This is a genomic window from Desulfurobacterium thermolithotrophum DSM 11699 (assembly GCF_000191045.1).
GTDB lineage: Bacteria > Aquificota > Aquificia > Desulfurobacteriales > Desulfurobacteriaceae > Desulfurobacterium > Desulfurobacterium thermolithotrophum.
In genome coordinates, this window is sequence record NC_015185.1 from 744,768 (window position 1) to 765,949 (window position 21,182).

At 34.1% G+C, this 21,182-nt stretch carries 25 protein-coding genes; 4 read left to right on the plus strand and 21 right to left on the minus strand.

All coding sequences use genetic code 11. The features are described 5' to 3' along the window. The first annotated feature begins 1 nt into the window (after position 1). Together DESTER_RS08045 and DESTER_RS03755 are read left to right on the plus strand one after the other, a co-directional pair. Positions 2-874 (plus strand): M23 family metallopeptidase, encoded by an 873-nt coding sequence (locus DESTER_RS08045; RefSeq protein ID WP_013638329.1) that lies wholly within the window; start codon positions 2-4, stop codon positions 872-874. After that, positions 871-1,260, plus strand: a complete 390-nt coding sequence (locus DESTER_RS03755) for a bactofilin family protein (protein WP_013638330.1) — start codon at positions 871-873, stop codon at positions 1,258-1,260. Before DESTER_RS08045 ends, DESTER_RS03755 begins: the two co-directional genes overlap by 4 nt. On the opposite strand, the gene DESTER_RS03760 is transcribed toward DESTER_RS03755, so the two are convergent. The 20 genes from DESTER_RS03760 to coaD all read right to left on the minus strand — a co-directional run bounded on the left by DESTER_RS03760 (position 1,215) and on the right by coaD (position 18,814). Continuing rightward, a complete protein-coding gene (locus tag DESTER_RS03760) occupies positions 1,215-2,009 on the minus strand; it encodes a 6-carboxyhexanoate--CoA ligase (protein ID WP_013638331.1) in 795 nt (264 codons plus the stop codon). The two genes, DESTER_RS03755 and DESTER_RS03760, sit on opposite strands and share 46 nt — an antisense overlap. Next, positions 1,972-3,105: a mechanosensitive ion channel family protein gene (locus DESTER_RS03765; RefSeq protein WP_013638332.1), complete on the minus strand. Its 1,134-nt coding sequence runs from the start codon at positions 3,103-3,105 to the stop codon at positions 1,972-1,974. Before DESTER_RS03765 ends, DESTER_RS03760 begins: the two co-directional genes overlap by 38 nt. Positions 3,106-3,138: 33 nt before the next feature. Continuing rightward, positions 3,139-3,588, minus strand: a complete 450-nt coding sequence (gene dtd / locus DESTER_RS03770) for a D-aminoacyl-tRNA deacylase (RefSeq protein WP_013638333.1) — start codon at positions 3,586-3,588, stop codon at positions 3,139-3,141. A 3-nt stretch (positions 3,589-3,591) separates the two neighbouring features. Continuing rightward, positions 3,592-4,203: a MarC family protein gene (locus DESTER_RS03775; protein WP_013638334.1), complete on the minus strand. Its 612-nt coding sequence runs from the start codon at positions 4,201-4,203 to the stop codon at positions 3,592-3,594. Continuing rightward, positions 4,191-5,063 (minus strand): UbiA-like polyprenyltransferase, encoded by an 873-nt coding sequence (locus DESTER_RS03780; RefSeq protein WP_013638335.1) that lies wholly within the window; start codon positions 5,061-5,063, stop codon positions 4,191-4,193. Before DESTER_RS03780 ends, DESTER_RS03775 begins: the two co-directional genes overlap by 13 nt. Further along, entirely contained in the window at positions 5,050-5,865 is an 816-nt protein-coding gene (locus tag DESTER_RS03785; protein ID WP_013638336.1) for an HAD-IIA family hydrolase, read from the minus strand. The genes DESTER_RS03780 and DESTER_RS03785 overlap by 14 nt, the downstream gene beginning before the upstream one ends. Before the next feature lie 11 nt (positions 5,866-5,876). Beyond that, the gene (locus DESTER_RS03790; RefSeq protein ID WP_013638337.1) at positions 5,877-7,064 is read right to left on the minus strand and encodes a dicarboxylate/amino acid:cation symporter; all 1,188 of its coding nucleotides are present in this window, start codon (positions 7,062-7,064) and stop codon (positions 5,877-5,879) included. Between the two features lie 52 nt (positions 7,065-7,116). Next, the gene (locus DESTER_RS03795; protein WP_013638338.1) at positions 7,117-7,962 is read right to left on the minus strand and encodes a fumarate hydratase; all 846 of its coding nucleotides are present in this window, start codon (positions 7,960-7,962) and stop codon (positions 7,117-7,119) included. A 10-nt stretch (positions 7,963-7,972) separates the two neighbouring features. Next, the gene (mdh, locus tag DESTER_RS03800; RefSeq protein ID WP_013638339.1) at positions 7,973-8,914 is read right to left on the minus strand and encodes a malate dehydrogenase; all 942 of its coding nucleotides are present in this window, start codon (positions 8,912-8,914) and stop codon (positions 7,973-7,975) included. Between the two features lie 153 nt (positions 8,915-9,067). Beyond that, positions 9,068-9,481 (minus strand): 4Fe-4S binding protein, encoded by a 414-nt coding sequence (locus tag DESTER_RS03805; protein WP_013638340.1) that lies wholly within the window; start codon positions 9,479-9,481, stop codon positions 9,068-9,070. A gap of 18 nt (positions 9,482-9,499) precedes the next feature. Next, positions 9,500-10,585 carry a hydrogenase large subunit gene (locus DESTER_RS03810; protein ID WP_013638341.1) on the minus strand — a complete coding sequence of 362 codons (1,086 nt, stop codon included), beginning with the start codon at positions 10,583-10,585 and terminating at the stop codon, positions 9,500-9,502. 1 nt (position 10,586) lies between these two features. Next, on the minus strand, positions 10,587-10,931 hold the full coding sequence (locus DESTER_RS03815) for an NADH-quinone oxidoreductase subunit C (protein WP_013638342.1): 345 nt from the start codon (positions 10,929-10,931) through the stop codon (positions 10,587-10,589). Next, the gene (locus tag DESTER_RS03820; RefSeq protein WP_013638343.1) at positions 10,912-11,460 is read right to left on the minus strand and encodes an NADH-quinone oxidoreductase subunit B family protein; all 549 of its coding nucleotides are present in this window, start codon (positions 11,458-11,460) and stop codon (positions 10,912-10,914) included. The genes DESTER_RS03815 and DESTER_RS03820 overlap by 20 nt, the downstream gene beginning before the upstream one ends. Before the next feature lies 1 nt (position 11,461). After that, entirely contained in the window at positions 11,462-12,304 is an 843-nt protein-coding gene (locus DESTER_RS03825) for a respiratory chain complex I subunit 1 family protein (protein ID WP_013638344.1), read from the minus strand. Beyond that, on the minus strand, positions 12,301-14,157 hold the full coding sequence (locus tag DESTER_RS03830; protein WP_013638345.1) for a proton-conducting transporter transmembrane domain-containing protein: 1,857 nt from the start codon (positions 14,155-14,157) through the stop codon (positions 12,301-12,303). The genes DESTER_RS03825 and DESTER_RS03830 overlap by 4 nt, the downstream gene beginning before the upstream one ends. A 113-nt stretch (positions 14,158-14,270) precedes the next feature. After that, positions 14,271-15,512 carry a Ni/Fe hydrogenase subunit alpha gene (locus DESTER_RS03835; RefSeq protein ID WP_013638346.1) on the minus strand — a complete coding sequence of 414 codons (1,242 nt, stop codon included), beginning with the start codon at positions 15,510-15,512 and terminating at the stop codon, positions 14,271-14,273. Then, entirely contained in the window at positions 15,496-16,281 is a 786-nt protein-coding gene (locus DESTER_RS03840) for an NADH-quinone oxidoreductase subunit B family protein (RefSeq protein ID WP_013638347.1), read from the minus strand. The genes DESTER_RS03835 and DESTER_RS03840 overlap by 17 nt, the downstream gene beginning before the upstream one ends. Next, entirely contained in the window at positions 16,281-17,159 is an 879-nt protein-coding gene (locus DESTER_RS03845) for an FAD/NAD(P)-binding protein (RefSeq protein ID WP_013638348.1), read from the minus strand. The genes DESTER_RS03840 and DESTER_RS03845 overlap by 1 nt, the downstream gene beginning before the upstream one ends. Continuing rightward, positions 17,113-18,198 carry a 4Fe-4S dicluster domain-containing protein gene (locus tag DESTER_RS03850; protein WP_013638349.1) on the minus strand — a complete coding sequence of 362 codons (1,086 nt, stop codon included), beginning with the start codon at positions 18,196-18,198 and terminating at the stop codon, positions 17,113-17,115. The genes DESTER_RS03845 and DESTER_RS03850 overlap by 47 nt, the downstream gene beginning before the upstream one ends. 112 nt (positions 18,199-18,310) lie before the next feature. Then, positions 18,311-18,814, minus strand: a complete 504-nt coding sequence (coaD, locus tag DESTER_RS03855) for a pantetheine-phosphate adenylyltransferase (protein ID WP_013638350.1) — start codon at positions 18,812-18,814, stop codon at positions 18,311-18,313. A gap of 185 nt (positions 18,815-18,999) precedes the next feature. Here coaD and DESTER_RS03860 point away from each other — a divergent pair, with 185 nt between their 5' ends. After that, positions 19,000-19,470 carry a hypothetical protein gene (locus DESTER_RS03860; protein ID WP_041737387.1) on the plus strand — a complete coding sequence of 157 codons (471 nt, stop codon included), beginning with the start codon at positions 19,000-19,002 and terminating at the stop codon, positions 19,468-19,470. Here the strand turns inward: DESTER_RS03860 and DESTER_RS03865 are convergent. Next, positions 19,375-20,367, minus strand: a complete 993-nt coding sequence (locus DESTER_RS03865; protein ID WP_083801975.1) for an IS5-like element ISDeth1 family transposase — start codon at positions 20,365-20,367, stop codon at positions 19,375-19,377. The genes DESTER_RS03860 and DESTER_RS03865 overlap by 96 nt on opposite strands. Between DESTER_RS03865 and DESTER_RS03870 the strand changes: the two genes are divergently transcribed. Next, positions 20,361-21,056 carry a PilZ domain-containing protein gene (locus DESTER_RS03870; protein ID WP_041737392.1) on the plus strand — a complete coding sequence of 232 codons (696 nt, stop codon included), beginning with the start codon at positions 20,361-20,363 and terminating at the stop codon, positions 21,054-21,056. The two genes, DESTER_RS03865 and DESTER_RS03870, sit on opposite strands and share 7 nt — an antisense overlap. The last annotated feature ends 126 nt before the right edge of the window (positions 21,057-21,182 follow it).

Below are 21,182 nucleotides of genomic sequence, written 5' to 3' on the forward strand. Positions count from 1 at the left end.
GTTGAAAGACTCGAAACTACAGGTTATTGTAATTGACAGTGATGTAGAAAAACCAAAAAGATACAGAATTTCAAAAAAGAAAATCAAAGTTTTAGCTATTGCTTCCTTATTCTTTACTACAGTTCTTTTGATATATACAAGTATTCTTACTTACAAATCGTATAGTTATTACAGCAAGACAGAGAAAGAAATTAAAGAGTTAAAAGAGGAACTTGCCCAGTATAAAAGTGAAAATGGACAACTGAAAGTACAGTTAGCTAAGCTCAAAGACGAAAAAGAAAAAACTATAGAAGAATTAGCAAAGAGAATAGAAATTATAGATTCGATTATGAAGAAAGTAGGTATAAATGTTCTATCAACAAATAAAGAAGGTGAAGGTGGTCTTGCAATACCGATAGAAAAACTTCTTACCACTAATGAAAATATTGATTTATCTCCAGTCATTCCAGATCTTGACTACATAATCCAAAACCTGAAAACAACTCCACTAGGTTACCCTACAGTAGGAAGAATAACTTCTGGATTTGGACTACGGAGAAATCCAATTACGGGAAGGATAGAATTCCATCTTGGTGTTGATATTGCCAATACTTGGGGGACTCCTGTAAGAGCTTCAGCAGATGGTAAAGTTATAAAAGCAGGTTGGTGCGGACTTATGGGTAAATGCATTGTTATAAAACATAATAAAGATTTTTCCACTTACTACGGTCATTTAGCGAAAATTTTTGTTAAAAAAGGAGAATATGTAGAAAAAGGGCAAATTATAGGAATAACAGGAAATAGCGGTAGAAGTACAGGCCCTCATCTTCACTATACAATTAAGTACAAAAATAAAATAGTCAATCCCATTGCTTATATGGAGGTTTCCCCATGATAGGAAAAAAGAAAGAAAGTAACGATTTAACGGAAATTAAAAGCATTTTAGCTGAAGGGTTAAAAATAGAAGGAAATGTCTGTGCAGAAGGAAAAATAAGGATTGATGGAGAGATTGTTGGGGATATAAAAGGTAATTACGTAATCCTTGGAGAAACTGCAAAAGTAAAAGGAAACATATTTGCAGAATCTATAATTATCATGGGAAATGTTGAAGGTAATATAAACTCTCATGAAGTAGAAATAAAAGCGTATGGAAGAGTAGAAGGAGATATAAATACTCAAAAGCTCTCTATAGAACCTGGAGCAAGTATTAACGGAGTCGTGAAATCTGGGAACTTTTACGAAAAAAGCGAGCTTAATTCTTCCACTGAAATAACAGAATAACTTAAAAATCCTTTTGCAATAAAAGGCTCTTTTTCAAGATAGTTGATAAATTTTTCTACATCTATTTTTTCTTCTACAAAAATAGCTCTACCTCCTTTTGGTAATCCTTGAGGCTTAATGTTTTTTATACGAAAATAACCTTTTCCTTTTAAAGATAGATAACCTATTGTGTAATCAGGATCATCAGAAACACATAGTTCTCCTAATACATTATTGAAATGCAAAATTTTTGTTGATAAAACAAGAGCTTCCTTAAAGTTTTCTGTATACCTATCTTCTAATTTTTCCTTAAGAATACTAACCGTTTCTTTATCAACATCTAAGTAGGAAGCTCTAACTCCTCTATACTGGTTTGGTTCCAATCTTTTCCCAGATGGAACTGCAACAATCATTGCTCCTCTCATTATTTGTCCATTTGGAGCTGGACCAGTAAGAAGTTTTTTGTAAACTTCAATTCCAAGCTCTAGAGGTACCTTAGATAAGGAAAAAAGTTTTTTAAGGAGTTCTTTCACACTTTTGTAATCTGTAACTTCAAAAACAGGAAGAAGAGGAGAATAAACAGGATTTTTCTTCAATTCCTCTATCTTTAAATTGACAAAATCAGCTTTTCCCCTTGAGTGGTTAAGAGCTCTTTCTATAAGCTGAATTGCTACAGTTTTTAACTCTTCTTCTAAAACTATCCTTTCAGCTCCTGAAATATGTAATCCTTCTTTAGAGCTTCTCATCTTTACGCTGTAAAGTTTCTTCATTTTTAACTTCTACTTTTAAAGGATTTCTAAACCACACATCATTTTGAGGGAAAGGTATTTCTATATTGTTTTCCTTAAATAATTTATCAATTTTTTGATGTAGAATTGATTTTACTTCAAAAGCAATATCCTTTTTTTCAACATAATAGATGAGCTTAAATACTAAAGCACTATCTCCAAACTGAGTAAAGTAAACAGAAGGAGGAGGATTTTCTACTATTCCTTCTATTTCCTCTGTAGCTCTAAGTAGGAGTTTTTTTACTAACTCAACATCTGAGCCGTAAGCTACTCCGATTTCAACAAAGTCTTTAACACGGGGATCTGGATATAAAGAATTTTCTATTATTCCCTCAGTTAACTTTGAGTTTGGAATAGTTATGAGATTGTTCCCCGTTATTGTCAAAATTTTAGTAGTCCTGAGACCAATATCATAAACATATCCTTCAATGTCTATATCCTTAATGTAAACTCTATCTCCTATTCTAAATTGTCTGTCAGTAACTAGAAGAACTCCCGATATGAAGTTCTTAATCGTATCCTGAGCAGCTAAACCTACAGCAAGAGAACCAACACCAAGGGATGTCACAAGGGAAGTAACATTAAATCCAAACTTATCAAGAATAGCTATTAAACCAATAATAAAAACAAAAATTTTTACAAGTTTTGAAATCATAGAGTAGTAAGTTTCTACTAAGGGAGCTTCAGAAGGTAGTACTTTTCTTTTCATACTACTTGAAAATTTTTCAAGAACTATATCAAGGATCTTTACCGATATAAACGAGATTATCCCAACATAAAGAATGAAGAAGATTTTATTAATAACGAGTAAAAACTTCGAAGGTACTGGTAACTGAACAATTGATAAATTCAAAAAAAGAAGAGCTAAAAAGTAAGAAATCCAGACAGAAAGTTTTATAAAAAGTTTTTCTCCCTTAGTTAACTTTTCATCTTTTAGGAAAAACTTCATTAAAAGTTTTGTTATAACAGAAGGGAAGTTCAAAGAGACTATAGAAAATAGGAAAAAGATAAGTGCAAGGAGATATTCCAACTTTACCCAAGCTGGTAAATAATCTATCAAAGAAGATAGAAATTCCATTTAATTCTTTCCCTTCTATAAGGTTTCCTAAAATCAAGAGAAGTCTTTACTGTTAAGTATAAAAGTTACAGGTCCATCATTTACAATATGAACCTTCATATCTGCTCCAAAAATCCCTGTTTGAACTTCAACTCCAAACTCTTTACACTTTTCTACAAACTTTTTGAACATTTCCTCAGCCTTTTCTGGATCCTCGGAAGACTGAAAACTTGGTCTTCTTCCCTTTCGACAATCTGCTGCTAAGGTGAAATTAGGAACTATTAACAAAGCTCCATTTACGTCTTTTAGGGAAAGATTCATTTTACCAGTTGCATCCTCAAAGATTCTTAAGTTGATAATTTTATCAGCCATTTTATCTATATAAGAGTTTATATCCCCTTTCTCAAAACCTACAAGTACAACTATACCCTGTCCGATTTCTCCAACCACTTCACCAGCAACAATGACTTTTCCACTTAAAACTCTTTGAAGAACAACTTTCATTTTTTACCCCTGAATCCATAGGTGTTTTACTCCATCAACCACAAATTGAGAACCGAGAGCTCCTACAAGAAGACCTAAAATTCTAACAACAACATTTATTCCCGTAGTTCCAAGCTTCTTTGCAAAAAATCCCGTATTTTTCAAAACAAGATATATTATAAATGCAGTCAAGATACCAGCCAGAATAAGCATAATTTCGTTCCAAACTCCTAAAGCCTCCTCTTTAAAAATCAGAACCGTAGTAAATGTTCCAGGTCCAAAAAGTATAGGAATTCCTATTGGAATTATGGATATATCATCCTTTTCCATTGCAGCTTCTCCTTCTTTGGCAGTATGCTTTGCTTTTGGAGGATTTGCTTGAAGCATTTGAAAAGCCATTTGAAGAAGTATAAGTCCTCCGAATATCTTTACGCTAAATATGTTTACACCCATAGTTTTAAGAAGACGCTCACCTGCAAAGATGGTAACTAAAAAAGCAATTAAAACAGTAAGAGAACTCCTAAAAGCTACTTTTTCTAATAATTTTTGGTCTTTTATCAATCCTCCAACAACTATGGCTGCAAATATAGGATCTACAATTACTAAAAGAGAAATTAAGTACTTTAAGAGCTCCATATCATATTCCATAGGTAGTTAAGCAGTGTAAAAAGAAAAATACTTAAACTAATGTAGCCATTCAAGTTAAAGAAAGCATAATTAATCTTTGTTTTATCTTTAGAGATAATCCTATGTTCTCTAAGCATAAAAAGTGCAGAAATAGCTAATCCAAGATAGTACCAAAAACCCAAGTTCTCGATAATGCCAACCCAGATTAATCCAAAGAGAGTTAAAATATGAAATACCTTTGAAAGGAACAGAGCTCTCTTTTCACCCAAAACTGCAGGAATAGAATAAAGTCCTTCTTTTCTGTCAAATTCAACATCTTGAAGAGCATAAATTATGTCAAAACCTGCAACCCAGAGGCCAACTGAAATAGAAAGAAGAAAAGCAGAAAGAGATACAGAACCTTTGATAGCTACCCAGGCTCCAAAAGGAGCAAGAGCAATTGCCACTCCCAAAACGATGTGACAAAGCCATGTAAAACGCTTAGTGAAAGAGTAAAGAGTAAGGACAGCAACTGCGATCGGAGAAAGTTTAAGAGCGAGAGAATTTAGCTTATAAGCTCCATAGATCATAAGAGCAAAACCCACAATAGCTAATACTAAGACCTCTGTTTTTTTAACAACACCTCTTGGAATATGTCTGTTTGCTGTTCTAGGATTTTTTGCGTCAATTTCAGCATCTATAAGACGATTGAGACTCATTGCTGCAGTTCTTGCCCCAAAAAGTGCAACAATTATCCAAAAAGTTTGATAAAGAGAAGGAAATCCATTAGCAGCAATAAGGGCAGAAGTAAGAGCAAAAGGTAGAGCAAACACTGTGTGCTCTACTTTTATCATTTCCATGTAATTTTTGATTCTATTAAGCATTACCATTTTCACCCTCTAAAAGTCTTGAACATTCTCCAATGTGACTAAACGTATAGTCGGGTCTTAGGTCTTTTTCTATTTTGTTTAGTATAGAGGAGTCTTCGTATTTTCCACTCAAAACAAAGACAGTTTGGAAATTTACATTTTTCTTTCCTTCTGCAAGATCGGTAAAAGGATCATCGCTTACCATATAAATTTTCTTAGGATCACTTAAGCCAAGAAGCTCAAATGCTCTTTCAAAGTACTCTTTTGAAGGCTTTCCAAAAGAAGTAAAAGATTTATTTCCTGCATATGAAAGCGCAGTAGCAACAGCTCCGACACTTGGGCCTACAAGGCCATCTACATCACGAATTACTCGATTTTTATGAAAAGAAAAAAGTTTTGCATCATTTAAAACCAGAGCAGAAGTAGCTATTTTCAATTTTTGATAGGTAATTTCTTTATCTCTTCCTACAACCACAGCATCAACATTATGGTCGTCTCTTACTTCAAATCCTTCTTCCTCAAAGAATTCTTTTATTTTATCAGTACCTAAAAAGTAAATAGATTTGACATTATTTTTCCTTAAATAATCACAAGCAAGGAGGCTAGGAGATAGGAGCTTATTCTCATCTACATTAAATCCTTTTGATCGTAAAATTTTTACAAGCTCGTAAGGTTTTTCTGTAGAGTTATTTGTAGCAACTATCCATGGAGTTTTTTTTTCATCAAGGAGTTTTGTAAACTCAAGAGCTTCTGGTATTGGTGTATAACTTTTATCTTTAACAAGAGTTCCTTCTAAATCAAGAAGAAATCCAATACTTGCCATTTTTAGACCTCCTATCTACTTATTATGGCAGCACCAATTGTATCTCCGAAAACGTTGACAGCTGTTCTACACCTATCTAAAAACCAGTCAATTGCAAGTATCAGCCCTATTCCTTCCTGAGGAATTCCTACAGACTGAAGGACAAGTACCATAGTAACAAGTCCAGCTTCAGGAATTCCGGCTGCTCCTATAGCAGCAAGGGTAGCTGTAAAGAATATAGTTAAGTAATGAGTCATAGACAAATCTATTCCATAAGCTTCAGCTAAAAAAACTGTAGCAACAGCTTCATAAAGAGCAGTACCATCCATGTTCACTGTAGCTCCAAGAGGAAGCGTAAATTCTGCAACTGACCTTTTAACTCCAGCAGAAGTTACGCTTTTTAAAGTAACTGGAAGAGTTGCTGAAGAAGAAGCAGTTGCAAATGCAGTTACGAGTGCTTCTTTTACCTTTCCTAAGTAAGAGTATGGATTTTTTCTAATAAAGAGGTAGTAAATAAGTGGAAGCAGCAAAAATGCATGAATAGAAAGAGCTATAAGAACTGTCATAACGTATTTTCCAAGAGAATAGAGAACGGGAATTATGGCTTTTGCTCCTCCCATAGAAGCGATTTTTGAAGCAATAAGAGAAAATATCCCAAGAGGAGCAAACTTTATTATCCACTCAGTAAACTTTAAAAGAGCAATATCCAATTCAGAAATTAACTTGTAAAGCTGCAGTTCTCTTTTTTCCTCAATAGATAAAACGGCCAAGGAAAATAGGATAGTCGCAATAATAACTGGAAGAATATTAAACTGTACAAGTGCTTCAAAAATATTTGATGGGAGTAAATTCACTATAAGATCACGAACACTAAAATGTATTTCCCTTTGAAAAACATTTTCAGAGTGTAAAGGAAAACCTTCTCCTGGTTTTATCAAAATAACCGTGAGAATTCCTATTCCAACAGCTATTGATGTTGTTACTGTATAGTAAAAAAAAGTTTTTATTCCTACATTCTTGAAACTTTCAAGACTTTTCATATTTAGGATTGAATTTGCGATAGAAACTATTATAAGAGGCAGAACAACCATTTTAAGAGCATTCAGAAAAAGTTCACCGATAAAAGAAACATTTAATGCAAAATGGGGAAAATAACCACCTATAATAAAGCCAAGAAAAACCCCTGTTAGTAAGAAAAGGAGGAACTTTTTATTATGCACTGTAACCTCTAATATAGGCGTTCCCCTACAGAAAGGAGCAGCCAAAAAGTTGTTAGAGCTCTATTTCTTTATGTCTTGAAGCATGGCATTGAATATTTACAGCTACCGGCAAAGAAGCAATGTGGCAAGGATACCACTCAATTTTAACGTCAAGAGCTGTAACTTTTCCTCCAAAACCAGAAGGACCTATTCCAAGTTTGTTTATTTCTTCAAGAAGCTCTTCTTCTAGTTTTGCATATCTTGGATCAGGATTTCTATGTCCAATAGGTCTTAAAAGAGCTTTTTTTGCAAGAAAAGCAACCTTTTCAAAAGTTCCACCTATTCCAACTCCAACAGTGATTGGAGGACAGGGATTAGGCCCTGCTTTACTTACAGTTTCAATTACAAACTTTTTAATTCCTTCAATTCCATCAGCCGGTTTCAACATAGCGAGACGGCTCATGTTCTCACTTCCGCCACCTTTTGCAGCCATTGCTATTTTTAGCTTGTCACCTGGAACAATTTTATAGTGAATAACAGCAGGAGTATTGTTTCCAGTATTTTTCCTGTCAAAAAGAGGATCCGAAACGATAGATTTTCTTAGATAACCTTCAGTATAACCTTCAGCAACACCTTTGTTTATAGCTTCTTCTAAATCCCCACCAACAAATTTTATTTCCTGACCGATTTCCATGAATATAACTGCAAAACCAGTATCCTGACAGTAGGGAATTTCTACACTTGCTGCTATCTTTGCGTTTTCTTTTAGTATGTCAAAAACGTTTTTCCCTACAGGAGAAATTTCTTTTTTCTTTCCTTCTTCGAAAGCCTTTAAAACATCTTCAGGAAGAAAGTAATTTGCTTCCATACAGAGTTTCTTCACAGCCTCTTTAACTTTATCTACATGAATCTCTCTCATCTTTTTCTCCTTAGAGATGAAGTTTTTCTACTAATCTCTTAACAGACTCAACTGATTTTTTCCACTGCTGCCATTCTTCTTCTGAAAGATCCAACTTAATTATCTCTTCAACTCCATTTCTACCAAGGACTATAGGAACTCCCACGCAAAGACCTGAAGCTCCATAATATTCGCCAATTTCACCATCAAGATAAACACTACATGGAATTATTTTTCTTTTGTTCCAGAGAATTGAAATTACCATTTCAAGAATAGCTGCTGCTGGAGCATAGAAAGCACTTCCCGTTTTTAGTAGTTGAACGATTTCTCCACCACCAAATCTTGTTCTTTCAATAATCTTGTTAAGTTCTTCTTCTGATAAAAACTTTGTAACTGGAACACCACTTATAGTTGTGTAATTCTTAAGAGGAACCATATCATCACCATGTCCACCAATAACAAAAGCCCTTATATTTTCAACAGATATTTTTGTTTTTTCAGATATGAAGTAAGCAAACCTTGCAGCGTCAAGTGCTCCTGCCATTCCTAAGACTTTTTCCTTTGGAAATCCCGTAACCTTCAAAGCTGTATAGGTCATTACGTCAAGAGGATTTGTAACTACTATAACAAAGGCATTAGGAGAGTATTTTTTTATCTGTTCAGAAACACTTTTTACAACTTCAAAGTTTTTAAAAAGCAGATCATCCCTACTCATTCCAGGTTTTCTTGGAAACCCTGCTGTAATAACTACAACGTCAGAGTTTGCTGTATCCTCATAGTTTCCTGTTCCAACAACATGAGCATTAAAACCAAGAATTGGAGATGCTTCCATAATATCAAGAGCTTTCCCTTTCGCAATTCCTTCATTTATATCAATTAATGTAATATCTGCAGTTTCTCTTCTTGCAAGAAGGAGTGCAAGGGTTGAACCAATATTTCCAGCTCCAACAATTGTTATCTTTTTTCTATCCAATTTTCCCTCCTTTAATTTGAAACTTAGGATTTTGCAAAAAGATTTTAACATTAATTCTATTTTGTTGTTGATTAAAATGGAAGAATGTGGGAAGAATGTAAAAGGAAATAAGTAAGAAAAGAACTTAAAGGGGGAAGTGATTTCCCCCTTTTTTTAACTTTTTTTAGCTTGAGGCTTTTTTCTTGCTTTAAGCCATCTTTTCTTTGATTCTTCTGCCTCTTTTTCTATCTCATCCCAATTAGGAATTTCTTCCTCTGTTGCAGGTGGTGCCATTTCTTCAACTTGTATAAGACATCCAGCTTTGGGACATGCTCTTACACACTCTCCACAGTATATACATAAGTAAGGGTTATAGTGGAATTCTCTTGAACCATCTTCATTGTAAGTAAACCTTATAGCTCCTGGAGGACAGACTAACTCACACTTAGTACAGAAAATACAAAGTTCTTTTTTATAAACTATATTTCCCCGATAGTTTGGCGGAGGTGGTGAAGGTTCAAAAGGATACTGATGAGTTGCAGGTTTTTTAAAGAGATTTTTTAAAGACTCTATAAACATATCCTTCATAACTTCCTCCTAAATCACCTATCTTGCAGTACACGATAGACACGGGTCAAAACTAATTACTGTTGCTGGAACGTCTGCATAATCCATTCCAATAAAGAGCTCTTTCATCACAGGAATGTTTGAAAACGTAGGAACTTTTATTCTAAGTCTATCAAGAATTAATTTCTTACTTCCTTTTAGATAATAAAAGAGTTCTCCTCTTGGTGCTTCTATTCTAACAAAAGCTTCACCCTCAGGAAGGCCTTTAACCGGAACTTTTATGTCTCCCTCTGGCATTCCATCTAATAAATTAAAAATCATTTCTAAAGAGTTTAGAGTTTCTTCTGCCCTTACCATATTTCTTGCGTATATATCTCCATCTTTCATTGTAATTAGCTTATAGCCTACTTCTTTAAAAGGTAGATAGTTAAATTCATTTCTTGCATCTGTTGCAAGTCCTGAAGCTCTAGCAGGAGGACCAACAACATTTAATTCTCTTGCCATTTCAGGAGTAATAACTCCTATCCCTTTCCATCTAAGTTTTATAGTGTAGTCGTTTTCAAAAACATCCTTTAGCCATAAACATCTTTCCTGTAGATCTTTCAATTTTTCCCGTAATTCTCTTTCTACTTCAAGCGAAAGATCTCTATTTACTCCTCCTACTGTAGCATAGTCAAATTGAATTCTGTTTCCAGTAACAAGCTCTTGGAGCTCCATTACAAGTTCTCTATCTCTGAAGGTATGCATAAAAAGATTTTCATATCCTGCAACTTCTGCTAGGTGTCCCATAGCAAGCAAATGTGAGTGAACACGATCAAGCTCGCTCACTAAAAGTCTTAAATATAAAGCCTTCTTAGGTACCTCTATCTCCATTAATCTTTCAACAGCTGTTACATATCCTAAGGTATGAGAAATAGCACAGAGTCCGCAAACTCTTGCAACAACGTAACCTACCTGTGTATATTTAAACTTTGTCATACAAGCTTTTTCAATTCCTCTATGGACATATCCAACGTCAACCTCAACATCAACTATTTTTTCATTTTCTGTTTGAAAGACAAATCTTATTGGTTCTGGAAGTGCTACGTGCTGACTACCAAATGGAATGGTAATTCTATTTCCCATCTTAGCCTCTCCTTAAAGGTGCTTTTGGACTATCAGGATCAAGAAAAAGTCCCTTTTTAGCTCCTTCTACATTAAGACCTAAAAGATCTGCAAGTTCCCATTCAGCTATCCACGCAGAAGGAATTATGTAAGTAATAGTAGGAATTTCATCTTCATAACTTGCTTCAGAAGTAAAAACTGTAAAAACTTCCTCTTCACCATATTTAGCAAAAAACCATTTAAGTTCAACTTTTCCACCTAAATCAGTTCCATTTACAGTAACAAAGTGCCATTCATCAGGATTGTAAAAATCTTTAATGGCTCTTCTTACATCTCTTAAAGAAACCTTAATCTCTTCTACTTTCATAGCACCTCCTGGTACCTTCAGCGACAATCTTTCTTCTGTTAAGCTGTTTTCCTAATAGATATTCAAGCTCCTCAGTACCTGTACACTTTCTTGTAAGCTGAAGGTCTTTCTTCTTCTTTTCTAATATCTCGAGAGCTCTAACTACTCCATCAATAATATTTTCAGGTCTTGCTGCACATCCTGGAACGTAAACATCAACAGGAATAAACTTATCAACGCCATTTTCCACATTATACATTCCTCTAAAAACGCCTCCTGTACAAGCACAAACACCAACAGCCACAACAACTTTTGGTTCAGGCATTTCCATATAAAGTCTTATTAATCTTTCTCTTGCTCTCTTAGTTACTGGTCCAGTAACCAAGAGAATATCCGATTGTTTAGGATTTCCTCTGTTTAAGATTCCAAATCTTTCAATATCGTACTTTGGAGCAAGACATGCCAAAATCTCAACATCACAACCATTACAACTTCCAGTATTATAGTGGAGTATCCAAGGAGACTTTGTTCTATACTTTTTTAGATTCATCTTAAGCCCTCCAGAGTGCTAATAGCATCAAGTTAATAACAACTAAAGGAATTAAAATGTACCAGTGAAAAGAAACCATTTGTCTAAATGTCACTCTTGCAGTAGAGTTATCGATAAGATTAACTATAAAGAAGGATAGAACAACTAAAATTGCTCCAAGCAAGTAGTTGCTTCCAGCAAAGAGAAAAACAAAGAAAAACGCATAAATGTACTCTATCCACTTTGCTGTATATACAGCTTCATAAAACTTGCCTGAATACTCTATTTCAGGTCCACCTATGATTTCTTGGTGAGCTTCAGCAATATCAAATGGAGATTTCTTTAAAACAGCTGGAAGAGAAAGAATGAATGCAATAAAAACAAGAGGAAGCGATAAAATAGGAACGGTGTCTGTCTTAAGAAGTTCTGAAACCTGAAAAGTTCCTGTTACAAGGTATAATCCTGCTGCAGTAAGAACAAAAATAGGTTCGTAAGCAAGCATATGAATAAGTTCTCTCATAGCTCCAACTACAGAATATGGAGATCTTACGCTAAATCCTCCTACCACCAGAAAGGCAAGTGAAAGAACGTGGAAGAATATGGCTATTAGAATATCTCCTCCTGAAAGAAGGACATAAAGAGAAAACCATGTTCCAACTAAATACATAATTCCCATAAAGGCATGGAAGGAGTGTATCATAATGGATCTTTTATCCATAAGCTTAAGAAAGTCATAAAAGGGCTGAAGAAGTGGAGGACCTTGACGATTTTGCATTCTTGCTCTCACAATCCTTTCAAATCCGTAAATTAATCCCCCTATCACTGGAGAAAGTAACGTCAAAATCAGAGAGAGTTCCTTGCTCATACTAAACCACCTCCCAGAACAAGAGTAAGAACAAAGAGAGCAACAGCAGTAGTTTCGATAAATGGCTCTATTTTAGATACACAGAAAAAGTTATAAGTTCCAATGTTTAAAGGTATATTCTCTCCACAAGTATATTCGTAAACTTTGTCTGCCTTAAAGTGAACAAAGTAGGCAAAGATAGGAACTACCATAAGTAAAATAATAGCTCCCACAATTTGCCAACCGTAAAGCTGAGAAACAGGAGTAATAAGTGTTAAACCTGAAGCTTTAACGTTTGCAAATTCGCCAGAGATATCCTTCACTATAAGGTTAATGAAGTCTGAGGAAAGATGAGCAATAAAGAGAGAGCCAATAATAGTAAAGAGCACATATGCACCTGTTGTAATCATGTATAAGAACGGTAATTTTTCAGGCTTGAAGCTTACAAATTCCCCTCTTTTTCTACTAATAACTCCGATAACTTTAAAGTAAAGAAGAGCAAGAATAACTCCACCTATGGTGATAAAGATTATTGAAGCTATATAAGCTCCATGAGAAAGAAACTTTGAAGCTTCTTCTAAAGTAATCCACTTAGCAATGAAGATACCATAAGGCACAAGGGTCATACTCATAAATCCAAGTGCAATGAAGAAAACAGTAATAGGTGCTTTTTCTATGAGTCTTCTCATCTGTTCTATGTATTTAACATGGAATACTTTTTCCATGATTCCAGCTTCGAGGAATAAAAGAGCTTTAGCAACCGCATGGAAAAGTATTAAAAGAAGAGAAGCAAGAACTGCTATCGAACTTCCCATGCTTGCAGTTAACATCATCAGACCAAGTAAAGAAATCGTTGAATAGGCAAGAATTCTCTTAAAGTTATCCTGAGTAAGAGCTAAAAGACCGGCGGCTACAAAAACAAAACCTGTTGTTGTAATAAGAAGTTTTGCAAGTAGTGTTCCCTTTATCACAGGAGATATTCTAAGAATTAAGTAAGGAGCAATCTTTACCATTGTCGCAGAGTGAAGAATTGCACTAACCGGAGTAGGTGCAACCATCGCTCCTAAGAGCCACTTATGGAAAGGCATTTGAGCTCCTTTAACAAGAGCAGAAATGGAAAGAAAACCTAAAGGTATCATTGAAATAGCGGCTGCATTTATTTTCAAGATATCTGTGAAGTTGTAAACGCTATAGTACTTGACAGCAAACAAAATACCTATGAGTATAGCTATACCACCTACTTGGTTCATCCAGAGAGCTCTAATAGCATTCTTAATCGAAATTTCGTCCCATCTAAATCTTATAAGAATGTAAGAAGCAAGTGTTGTTGTTTCGAATAAAGCAAAAAACCACTCTAGATTATTAACCGAAACAGCAAAGTTCATTACTCCCAAGAACCATAAAAGAATGGCTACAAAGCGATTTTCTCTTTCAACATTTTCTTGTTCCATATACTTTGTTGCATAAATACAGATAATTGAACCAACTGTAGCTACTATTAAATACATAAAAGCAGTTAATCTATCTACGTAAATAGAAGGAGTTATTGAGTGAGGCAGGATAAGAAGAACCCATGTTAGGAGGAAAATTTGGGCAATTGCTAAAACCGAAACTAAGAAGCTTCTAAACTTAAATCCTTGGTAAAGAAAGTAACCTAATAGGAAATAGTCAAAAACTGTTATACCAAGTTCTACCCAGTGTGGAGTTTCTATAAAGTATGGAAGATCGCTACTCCACACCATATAAGCAAGATACGTTAAGATCGGTAATGACAGGAAAGTTAAAACTTGTCTAAGTCTGTGATTTGGAGATAAAAATACTGCTAATGCCAAAATCCACGGCAAGATGATAAGAAGAGTAACCGCTTGCTCCATCTTTCACCCCCTGGAGTTCTAAGAAACAAGAAAATGAATCGGATTTATCATTTTCGAATAATGCTTATAAGTTTGTTATCTTCTCCACCAAACTGGTGGACTGCACAAGCAATTCATGGGTCATAAGCACGAATGAGCATTTCCGCTCTTTTCCTTAACTCTATATCATCCACATCAGGAGAAAACTCTATAAGATCTGCTAAATCCTTTTCTATTATTGCCTGTAACTGAGCAGTTGGAGTGATTATATTTGCTGAAATACATCTTCCTGAATCATCAAATGTATACCTATGATAAAGAGTTCCTCTTGGTGCTTCTTTAACCCCATAACCTGTTCCAGCTTTTGGCTTTATTTCCACTTCCCTTTTAAACGGAGTAGAAGCAATAAGTTCCTCTGTAATTTCAATTCCTTCAAAAGCAAGTTCAAGCATTTCAATTGCTCTTGCAACATTTGCATGAAGAGAGTTATAAGAAGGAAAGGATGTTTTTAAAGTTGAAATTACTTCTTTTGTTTCTGGTCTTAAGTTATTAATATGATGGTTTATTCTTGCGAGAGGACCTATAAGGAAAGGTTTTCCTTTAATAGTTGAATATTTTGCTGTACTATAGGTAGAAGTTTTCTCTTCTATAAAGAGTTCATATTCTTTCTTTGTAAAGAGAGTTCCATCAGAAAGTCCAAGACTATCTCCTAAAAGAGCAAATTTATCACCGTTTATGCAAAGAGATATAGGATGTTCCTTATTAAATTTTGGATAGTCAAAAGAATCAAATAGGGAAATGGTTGCTTTTATTTCTGGAATAGCTTTATAGAGGTCTTCCTGAACTTTTTGAAGCTGCTCTCTTGAAGGGACAGACTTAAAGCCTCCAGGAAGTATATTTTCACCATGGATAGTTTTTCCACCAATCAATTTCATAATTTTATTTCCAATTTCCTTTAGAAGAAAACCTCTTTTTACAACGTTTGGATAGTCTTTTGCCATTGCAATAGTTGAAGGGTACCCCATGTAATCAGGAAGTGCTAAGAAGTAAAGATGTAAAGCATGACTTTCAAGACACTCTCCAACTACTAAAAGTTTTCTTAGAAGTTTTATCTCAGGAGTAATCTCAACCTCAAAAGCATTTTCAATTGCTGATATGGAAGCAAGTCTATGAGAAACATAACAAATTCCGCAGATTCTTGAAACAATTTTTGGAATTTCAGTATAGAGTCGTTCTCTTGTTATATACTCAAAAAATCTTGGTCCTTCTGTAAATCTTAGTTTTATTTCTTTTAATTTTTCATTTTCAAAAACAATATTGACAGCACCATGACCTTCCACTCTTGTAAGATGATTTATATTAACCTCTCTTTTCATTTAGCACTCCTTTTGAGAAGATTTCAGAAAGTCTTTCTTGTGCTTGTTTTCCTCTAAAAACTTTAATAAAGTTAGCAGCATCTTTAGTTGATAGTCCTTCTTCTTTTAAGATAGAAATCATTTCCTCATAATTTGGAAAATCACAGTCTCCTCTACATCCTTGACAACCAACTCCAGCAGATGTACATGGAGCTCCACACCCAGCATAAGAAATAGGTCCTTGACAAGGAATTCCTTTGAGAGTTAAACACTCAGTTTCAGAAAGTTTACACTCGTGACAAACAGGAATTTTAGGAAAGAAAGGCTTTACTCCGTTTAGTAAGAACGCAACTGCATAAACAAACTGCTTCTTATCCAAAGGACATCCAGGAAGTTCATAATCAACTTTTACAATCTCTGAAACAGCCTTTGGTTTTGATACATTTACAGGAAATTCAGTAGTTCCATAGACTTCTTTTAGCATTTCTTCCAAAGTAACTTCATCATTTCTTTGAGCCTGAACTCCTCCATAGCAAGCGCAACTACCAATAGCAACTAAAATTTTTGAAACTTTTCGTCCCTTTTTAACTTTTTCTTCATCAAGATCTGTTGTTACAGAACCTTCGACAAAGAGAATGTCAAATTCTTCGAAAGAATTGTTGTCTTGAGCCAAAGGAAAATAACAAAACTCTACTTTACCGAGTAATTTGTATAAAGCATCTTTACAATTTAAAATCTCACACTGACATCCTGAACAACCTGTTAATCCCATAATTCCTATCTTCACCATTAGATCATCTCCGGAAGATTTTTTGTGTCCCAGAGCGGAAAGATTGGACCATCAACACATGCAAACTTATAGCCTATCTGACAATGGCCACACTTTCCTATTCCACACTCCATTTTTCTTTCCAAAGAAACAAAAACTTGACTTTCAGGATAACCATTTTTTATAAGCTCCTTACCTATAAACTTGTATGCAACAGGCGGTCCGCATACGGCAACGTAAGTTTCCTTTGGATCAAGGCTAACTTCAGGAATTAGAGCTGTAAGAAGACCTTCTCTATCTGCCCACTTTCTATCTTCTTCGTTTTCAAATTTATCAAGAATATAAAGACACTTAATATCTTTTCTCTCTTTTAATCTTCTTAATTCATCCTTATAGAGAACGCTTTCATAATTTCTTGTCCCATAGAGAATATACACATCTTTGTAAAGATGTCTCTTATCAAGGATATACCAGATGAGAGAACGAAGTGGTGCAATACCAAGCCCTCCAGCAATTATTAAAACATTATGTCCTTCCATTATCTCTACAGGAAAACCATTACCGTAAGGGCCTCTTATTGCAACTAAGTCTCCTGGCTGCATCTTGTGAAGTACTTCTGTTTTTCTTCCAACTTTTCTAACAGTTAATTCTACTGTTCCCCTTCTTGTCGGAGACGAACAAATGGAAATTGGAATTTCTCCACCTTTTGGAACAGTTAACATTACAAATTGACCAGGAATATGATTCCATTCTTCATTAACTTTTTCATCAAGAAAAACAAATGAAAATTTCTTGTGGTCTGGAGCTAAATCTTCTACATCCGTTATTAGAGCTTTTTCGGGCTTAAATGGATTAACTGGCAGAGGTTTCGTTAATAACTTCTCCAGACTTTTCTTCATTCTCAACTCCTCTTAGTTTTTTAATCGTCTCCACTATGCTTATCTTGGCAGGACACTCAGCAGAACATCTTCCACAACCTACACATCCTAACTTTTCTATTTGATAAGGATAGCCAACAAACTTATGGTAATAACGATGTTTAAATCTATCTGAACGTTTTGGTTTAAAGTAGTGTCCACCGGCAACAAGAGAATAGTAAGGATATTGACAGGATGTTGTAAATTCTATCCTTGATACTTTTTTTCCGTCAAGATCAGGAACATCAACTGCTGTATAGCAAAAGCACGTTGGACAAACATTTGTACATGTTCCACATCCAAGACACCTTTTTGCTTCCTCTTCCCATACTTCCGAGTCATACTCAAGTTCTATTACTTGTGATATTCTTCCAAGATCTGGAAGTTTTTCTAAGTCAAAAGATAGTTTCTTCTGAGATGTACTTTGCTTATAAAGAGTAAGATTTTCTTTTGTTATTTCTCTAAAAAGTTCTTTTAAGGAAAGAACAATTTCATCACCTTTAGGACTTCCAATAGTTACGAAATAATCATTTCCTATATCTGTAAGAAAAAGATCCCAATTTGTACCATCTGGGAAAGCTGTTCCTGTGGAAAGACAGAAGCAAAACTCATCTGGTCTGCAGGATAAACCTATTAAAATTGTCCTCTTTCTTACCTCTAGATATCGTGGATCAGGATTTTCCTCTAAATAAATTGAATCAAGAATAGAAATTCCATGAAGATCGCAAGAATGAATTCCAAAAATTACTTGATCTACAGGTGTAAATCTACTTTCAAAGTCAAGAGTATCTACGTTATAAGAAAATCTTTTTCTCCTATAAGGTACTAAAAATTTTTTTGGAGGTAAAATTGTTCTTGTATAGTTAAATTCAACTTCAGATGTATCTTCTATAATATCAAAGTAAAATTTTTCTTCCTTTTTTTTAGGAGCAATTAAAACACCAAATTTTTTTAAACCTTCAAGGAATTGTTGAGCATTTTCTTTTGGAAGTATCTTAGCTTTATCTATGTGGAAATCCATTTTTAAACACCTCCATTACATTACCATGAACATCCTAACTAATTTATATAAAAAATTTGCGATTAAGTCAACAGTTTAGATATCATATCTATAATGAATAAAAAATTAAATACTATCCTTTTCTAAAAAGTTCTATCTTCTCTTTTAATTTAGTTTCAACACATTTAGTAACAAACTGTGAAACATCTCCTCCATAAAAAGCTATTTCTCTAACAGCTGATGAAGAAAGATAAGCATATTCATCTGATGGCATAAGAAAAACAGTTTCTATTTCTGGGTAAAGTTTTCTGTTAATAGACGCCATTGTAAATTCATGATCCATGTCAGAAATAATTCTTATTCCTCTAAGTATTGCTACAGCTCCTTCTTTTTTTGCAAATTCAACAAGTAAAGAGTTAAAAGTTTTTACTTTAACTTTTTCATAAAGACCTACTTCTTTAAGACTTTCTTCAAACATTTTTTTCCTTTCTTCTAATGTAAAAAGAGGTTCTTTCTTAGGATTTTCAGCAATACCAATTATTAACTCCTGGAAAAGCTCTATACCTCTTCTTACTATATCAATATGACCAAGGGTAACCGGATCAAAAGTCCCAGGATAAATAGCTTTTTTTATCATAGGAACTCCCTTCTTTCTTTGATTTTAGATTTCAGAATTATAATGAAATCCTTAAATTAATCAAGGAACAAAAATTTTTACCTTAATATTTAAGAAATTAAAGTCGTTCTAGTATAAAAGTTTTGTTAAAATTAAAATCCTTTTTTTTGAAATCTAAATTCATTAATCAAAGATTAGGAGGTTTTATGAGTAATTTGTTTTCCGATAAATTCTTTAAAGATTACAAAGAAGAATTTATCAACCACTTTGTAGAACAAAGTAAGGAAAGGAACGATTGCATTCTCTCGGAGGGAACAATTAGAACGCTTGCGACAAACATCTATGATGCTCTTTTTTTCTCAGCTTCTATTGAAAAATTTAAAAAATTAGTAAGAAATGCATTAGATAGTCATGTTGATTTTATAGTTTGTCTTACAAAATCTTCAATGCTTCTTATAAAGGATTATATTGATTACATACTTAAAAATTCACTATCTTTCGAAAATTTAAAAGAGTTAGTTGAATACACCGAAAAATTCTTAGTCGAAGCAGAAGAAGTTTATTCTGTTCATATAGAAAAATTAAGAAAGGAAGTCAATAACCTTAAGAGAGAGTGTTTGAAAAATCATCCAGACAAAGAACAAAACTCCCATGTTAAAGAGGATAAACTTAGCTAAAACAAACAGTTGAGCTATATGAAAGCTCTTTGTTTTCTCGTAACTTCCAACATCCTGCTTAACTTCTCCAAAAATACTCTCTATCAGTCCTCTAAACCTGTAAATTTCATCAGATTCTAAAAGCTCTTTGCATTTAAGCCTAATCTCAGATTTAATTCCCTTCCTTAATGTTTCTCTCACCTTTATGTAAGGCTTTAAGCCTACTAACAGAACAAGCTCAATAAACTTAATGCTGTCATAAGCTTTGTCTCCTAAAAATGGCTTTCCTTTCAAAGCTCTCCATATAAATCCCCTTTCGTTTAACCACCTAACTATTTTCTCTCCAAGTTTCACTTCCGAAGCGTAACTCTCTCCAGGTAATGCAGTAAGAATGAACCTTTTTCCATCTTTTAGATGAACGCTTAATACAACAACTTTAACGTGGCTTTTTACCTCCTTTATCTCTTTGCCTCTTAGAATTTTCAATGGATAAATCTCATTGTATTTGAAGCCAGTTCCATCTATTATCAGAAATCTTAGTTCTTTATGATACTTCCCTAAGAGTCTTCGAGAGACAAAGTTCAGAAAATCTACAAGGAGAATGGAAGGTAGTTGCTTGAGTCGGTAATAATAGGTTGAAAAATCAGGAATATTCTCTCTTCCAAATATCTGAACTGCCAAATATTCAAGGTCTCTGAATGATAGGTTCCAGGCTACTTGGAGGAAAAGAAGGGTAAGAATTATCTCGTCAGGGTATTTCTTGGGTCTTCCTCTTTTGGTTTTAAAAGGATATAAATATACCAGTACAGCCTGTCCTCTCCGGTTCATGTATGTTTTTGATAGGTTGAGTACTTTGTGGAAATTTAGTCTTTTCGCTTTCATACCGGAGAGGATAGGCTTTTTTCTTAATTTTGGCAATTTTCAAACACCCTCATAACCTTAAGAAAGAAAAGGATAAAGAAGTTGGAGAAGCATTCACAAGAATATTTAATCTACTAAAAGATAAAGAAGTCCCTATTATGCTTATAACGTTCTACAAGGAAGTTCCTGTTTCATGTAAAGCACTCATAGACAATGTATTAGAATCAAGGATTTTTGTTTCATTTGAAACTTGTTCTTACATGAAAACCTTTTATGACTCTTCATTTATATACCTAAAAATAACAAATGCTCCAAAACCTATAAAAGCAAAGAAAGTTGACATCTTTCCTGAAAAGAAAACAATTATCTTAGAAGACTTTTCTTTTGAGGAAATTCCTCAAGAAAGAAGAAAGTTTGTTAGGGTAGAACCTGAAGAAAAATTTGTTGTAACTGTTGTTAAGGATAACTATTCTATTAAAGGAATCGTTGCTGATGTCTCAATTGGAGGTATAGGTGTTTTCTTTAAAACTAAACCAGAGCTTTCTCTTGGCGATAAGGTTGAAGTTAATTTTATTTTGAAAGGAACTCCTTTAAGTATAGAAGGAGAAGTAAGATACGTTATAAAACAAGGAGAGGTCTACAGAGCAGGTATTGAGTTTAAACTTCAACCAAAACAGGAAGAAATAATTGCTGAGTATGTAATGCAGAGACAATTTGAAATACTTAAAGAGCTTAAGATGATGTAAATTTTTCTCTTATTACCTCTATTGGTTCTGGTTTTCCTAAGTAGTAACCCTGAGAGTAATTAAGTCCTAAGTTTTTAACCATTTCGTATATTTTTTGATCTGAAACAAATTCAGCAATAGTCTTTA

Bases quoted from the DNA above. Each gene is read 5' to 3' on its own strand.
- DESTER_RS03755 (WP_013638330.1), top strand. From the start codon at position 871: ATGATAGGAAAAAAGAAAGAAAGTAACGATTTAACGGAAATTAAAAGC.
- DESTER_RS03760 (WP_013638331.1), bottom strand. From the start codon at position 2,009: ATGAAGAAACTTTACAGCGTAAAGATGAGAAGCTCTAAAGAAGGATTA.
- DESTER_RS03765 (WP_013638332.1), bottom strand. From the start codon at position 3,105: ATGGAATTTCTATCTTCTTTGATAGATTATTTACCAGCTTGGGTAAAG.
- dtd (WP_013638333.1), bottom strand. From the start codon at position 3,588: ATGAAAGTTGTTCTTCAAAGAGTTTTAAGTGGAAAAGTCATTGTTGCT.
- DESTER_RS03775 (WP_013638334.1), bottom strand. From the start codon at position 4,203: ATGGAGCTCTTAAAGTACTTAATTTCTCTTTTAGTAATTGTAGATCCT.
- DESTER_RS03780 (WP_013638335.1), bottom strand. From the start codon at position 5,063: ATGGTAATGCTTAATAGAATCAAAAATTACATGGAAATGATAAAAGTA.
- DESTER_RS03785 (WP_013638336.1), bottom strand. From the start codon at position 5,865: ATGGCAAGTATTGGATTTCTTCTTGATTTAGAAGGAACTCTTGTTAAA.
- DESTER_RS03795 (WP_013638338.1), bottom strand. From the start codon at position 7,962: ATGAGAGAGATTCATGTAGATAAAGTTAAAGAGGCTGTGAAGAAACTC.
- DESTER_RS03805 (WP_013638340.1), bottom strand. From the start codon at position 9,481: ATGAAGGATATGTTTATAGAGTCTTTAAAAAATCTCTTTAAAAAACCT.
- DESTER_RS03810 (WP_013638341.1), bottom strand. From the start codon at position 10,585: ATGGGAAATAGAATTACCATTCCATTTGGTAGTCAGCACGTAGCACTT.
- DESTER_RS03815 (WP_013638342.1), bottom strand. From the start codon at position 10,931: ATGAAAGTAGAAGAGATTAAGGTTTCTTTAAGAGATGTAAGAAGAGCC.
- DESTER_RS03820 (WP_013638343.1), bottom strand. From the start codon at position 11,460: ATGAATCTAAAAAAGTATAGAACAAAGTCTCCTTGGATACTCCACTAT.
- DESTER_RS03825 (WP_013638344.1), bottom strand. From the start codon at position 12,304: ATGAGCAAGGAACTCTCTCTGATTTTGACGTTACTTTCTCCAGTGATA.
- DESTER_RS03830 (WP_013638345.1), bottom strand. From the start codon at position 14,157: ATGGAGCAAGCGGTTACTCTTCTTATCATCTTGCCGTGGATTTTGGCA.
- DESTER_RS03835 (WP_013638346.1), bottom strand. From the start codon at position 15,512: ATGAAAAGAGAGGTTAATATAAATCATCTTACAAGAGTGGAAGGTCAT.
- DESTER_RS03840 (WP_013638347.1), bottom strand. From the start codon at position 16,281: ATGGTGAAGATAGGAATTATGGGATTAACAGGTTGTTCAGGATGTCAG.
- DESTER_RS03845 (WP_013638348.1), bottom strand. From the start codon at position 17,159: ATGAAGAAAAGTCTGGAGAAGTTATTAACGAAACCTCTGCCAGTTAAT.
- DESTER_RS03850 (WP_013638349.1), bottom strand. From the start codon at position 18,198: ATGGATTTCCACATAGATAAAGCTAAGATACTTCCAAAAGAAAATGCT.
- coaD (WP_013638350.1), bottom strand. From the start codon at position 18,814: ATGATAAAAAAAGCTATTTATCCTGGGACTTTTGATCCGGTTACCCTT.
- DESTER_RS03860 (WP_041737387.1), top strand. From the start codon at position 19,000: ATGAGTAATTTGTTTTCCGATAAATTCTTTAAAGATTACAAAGAAGAA.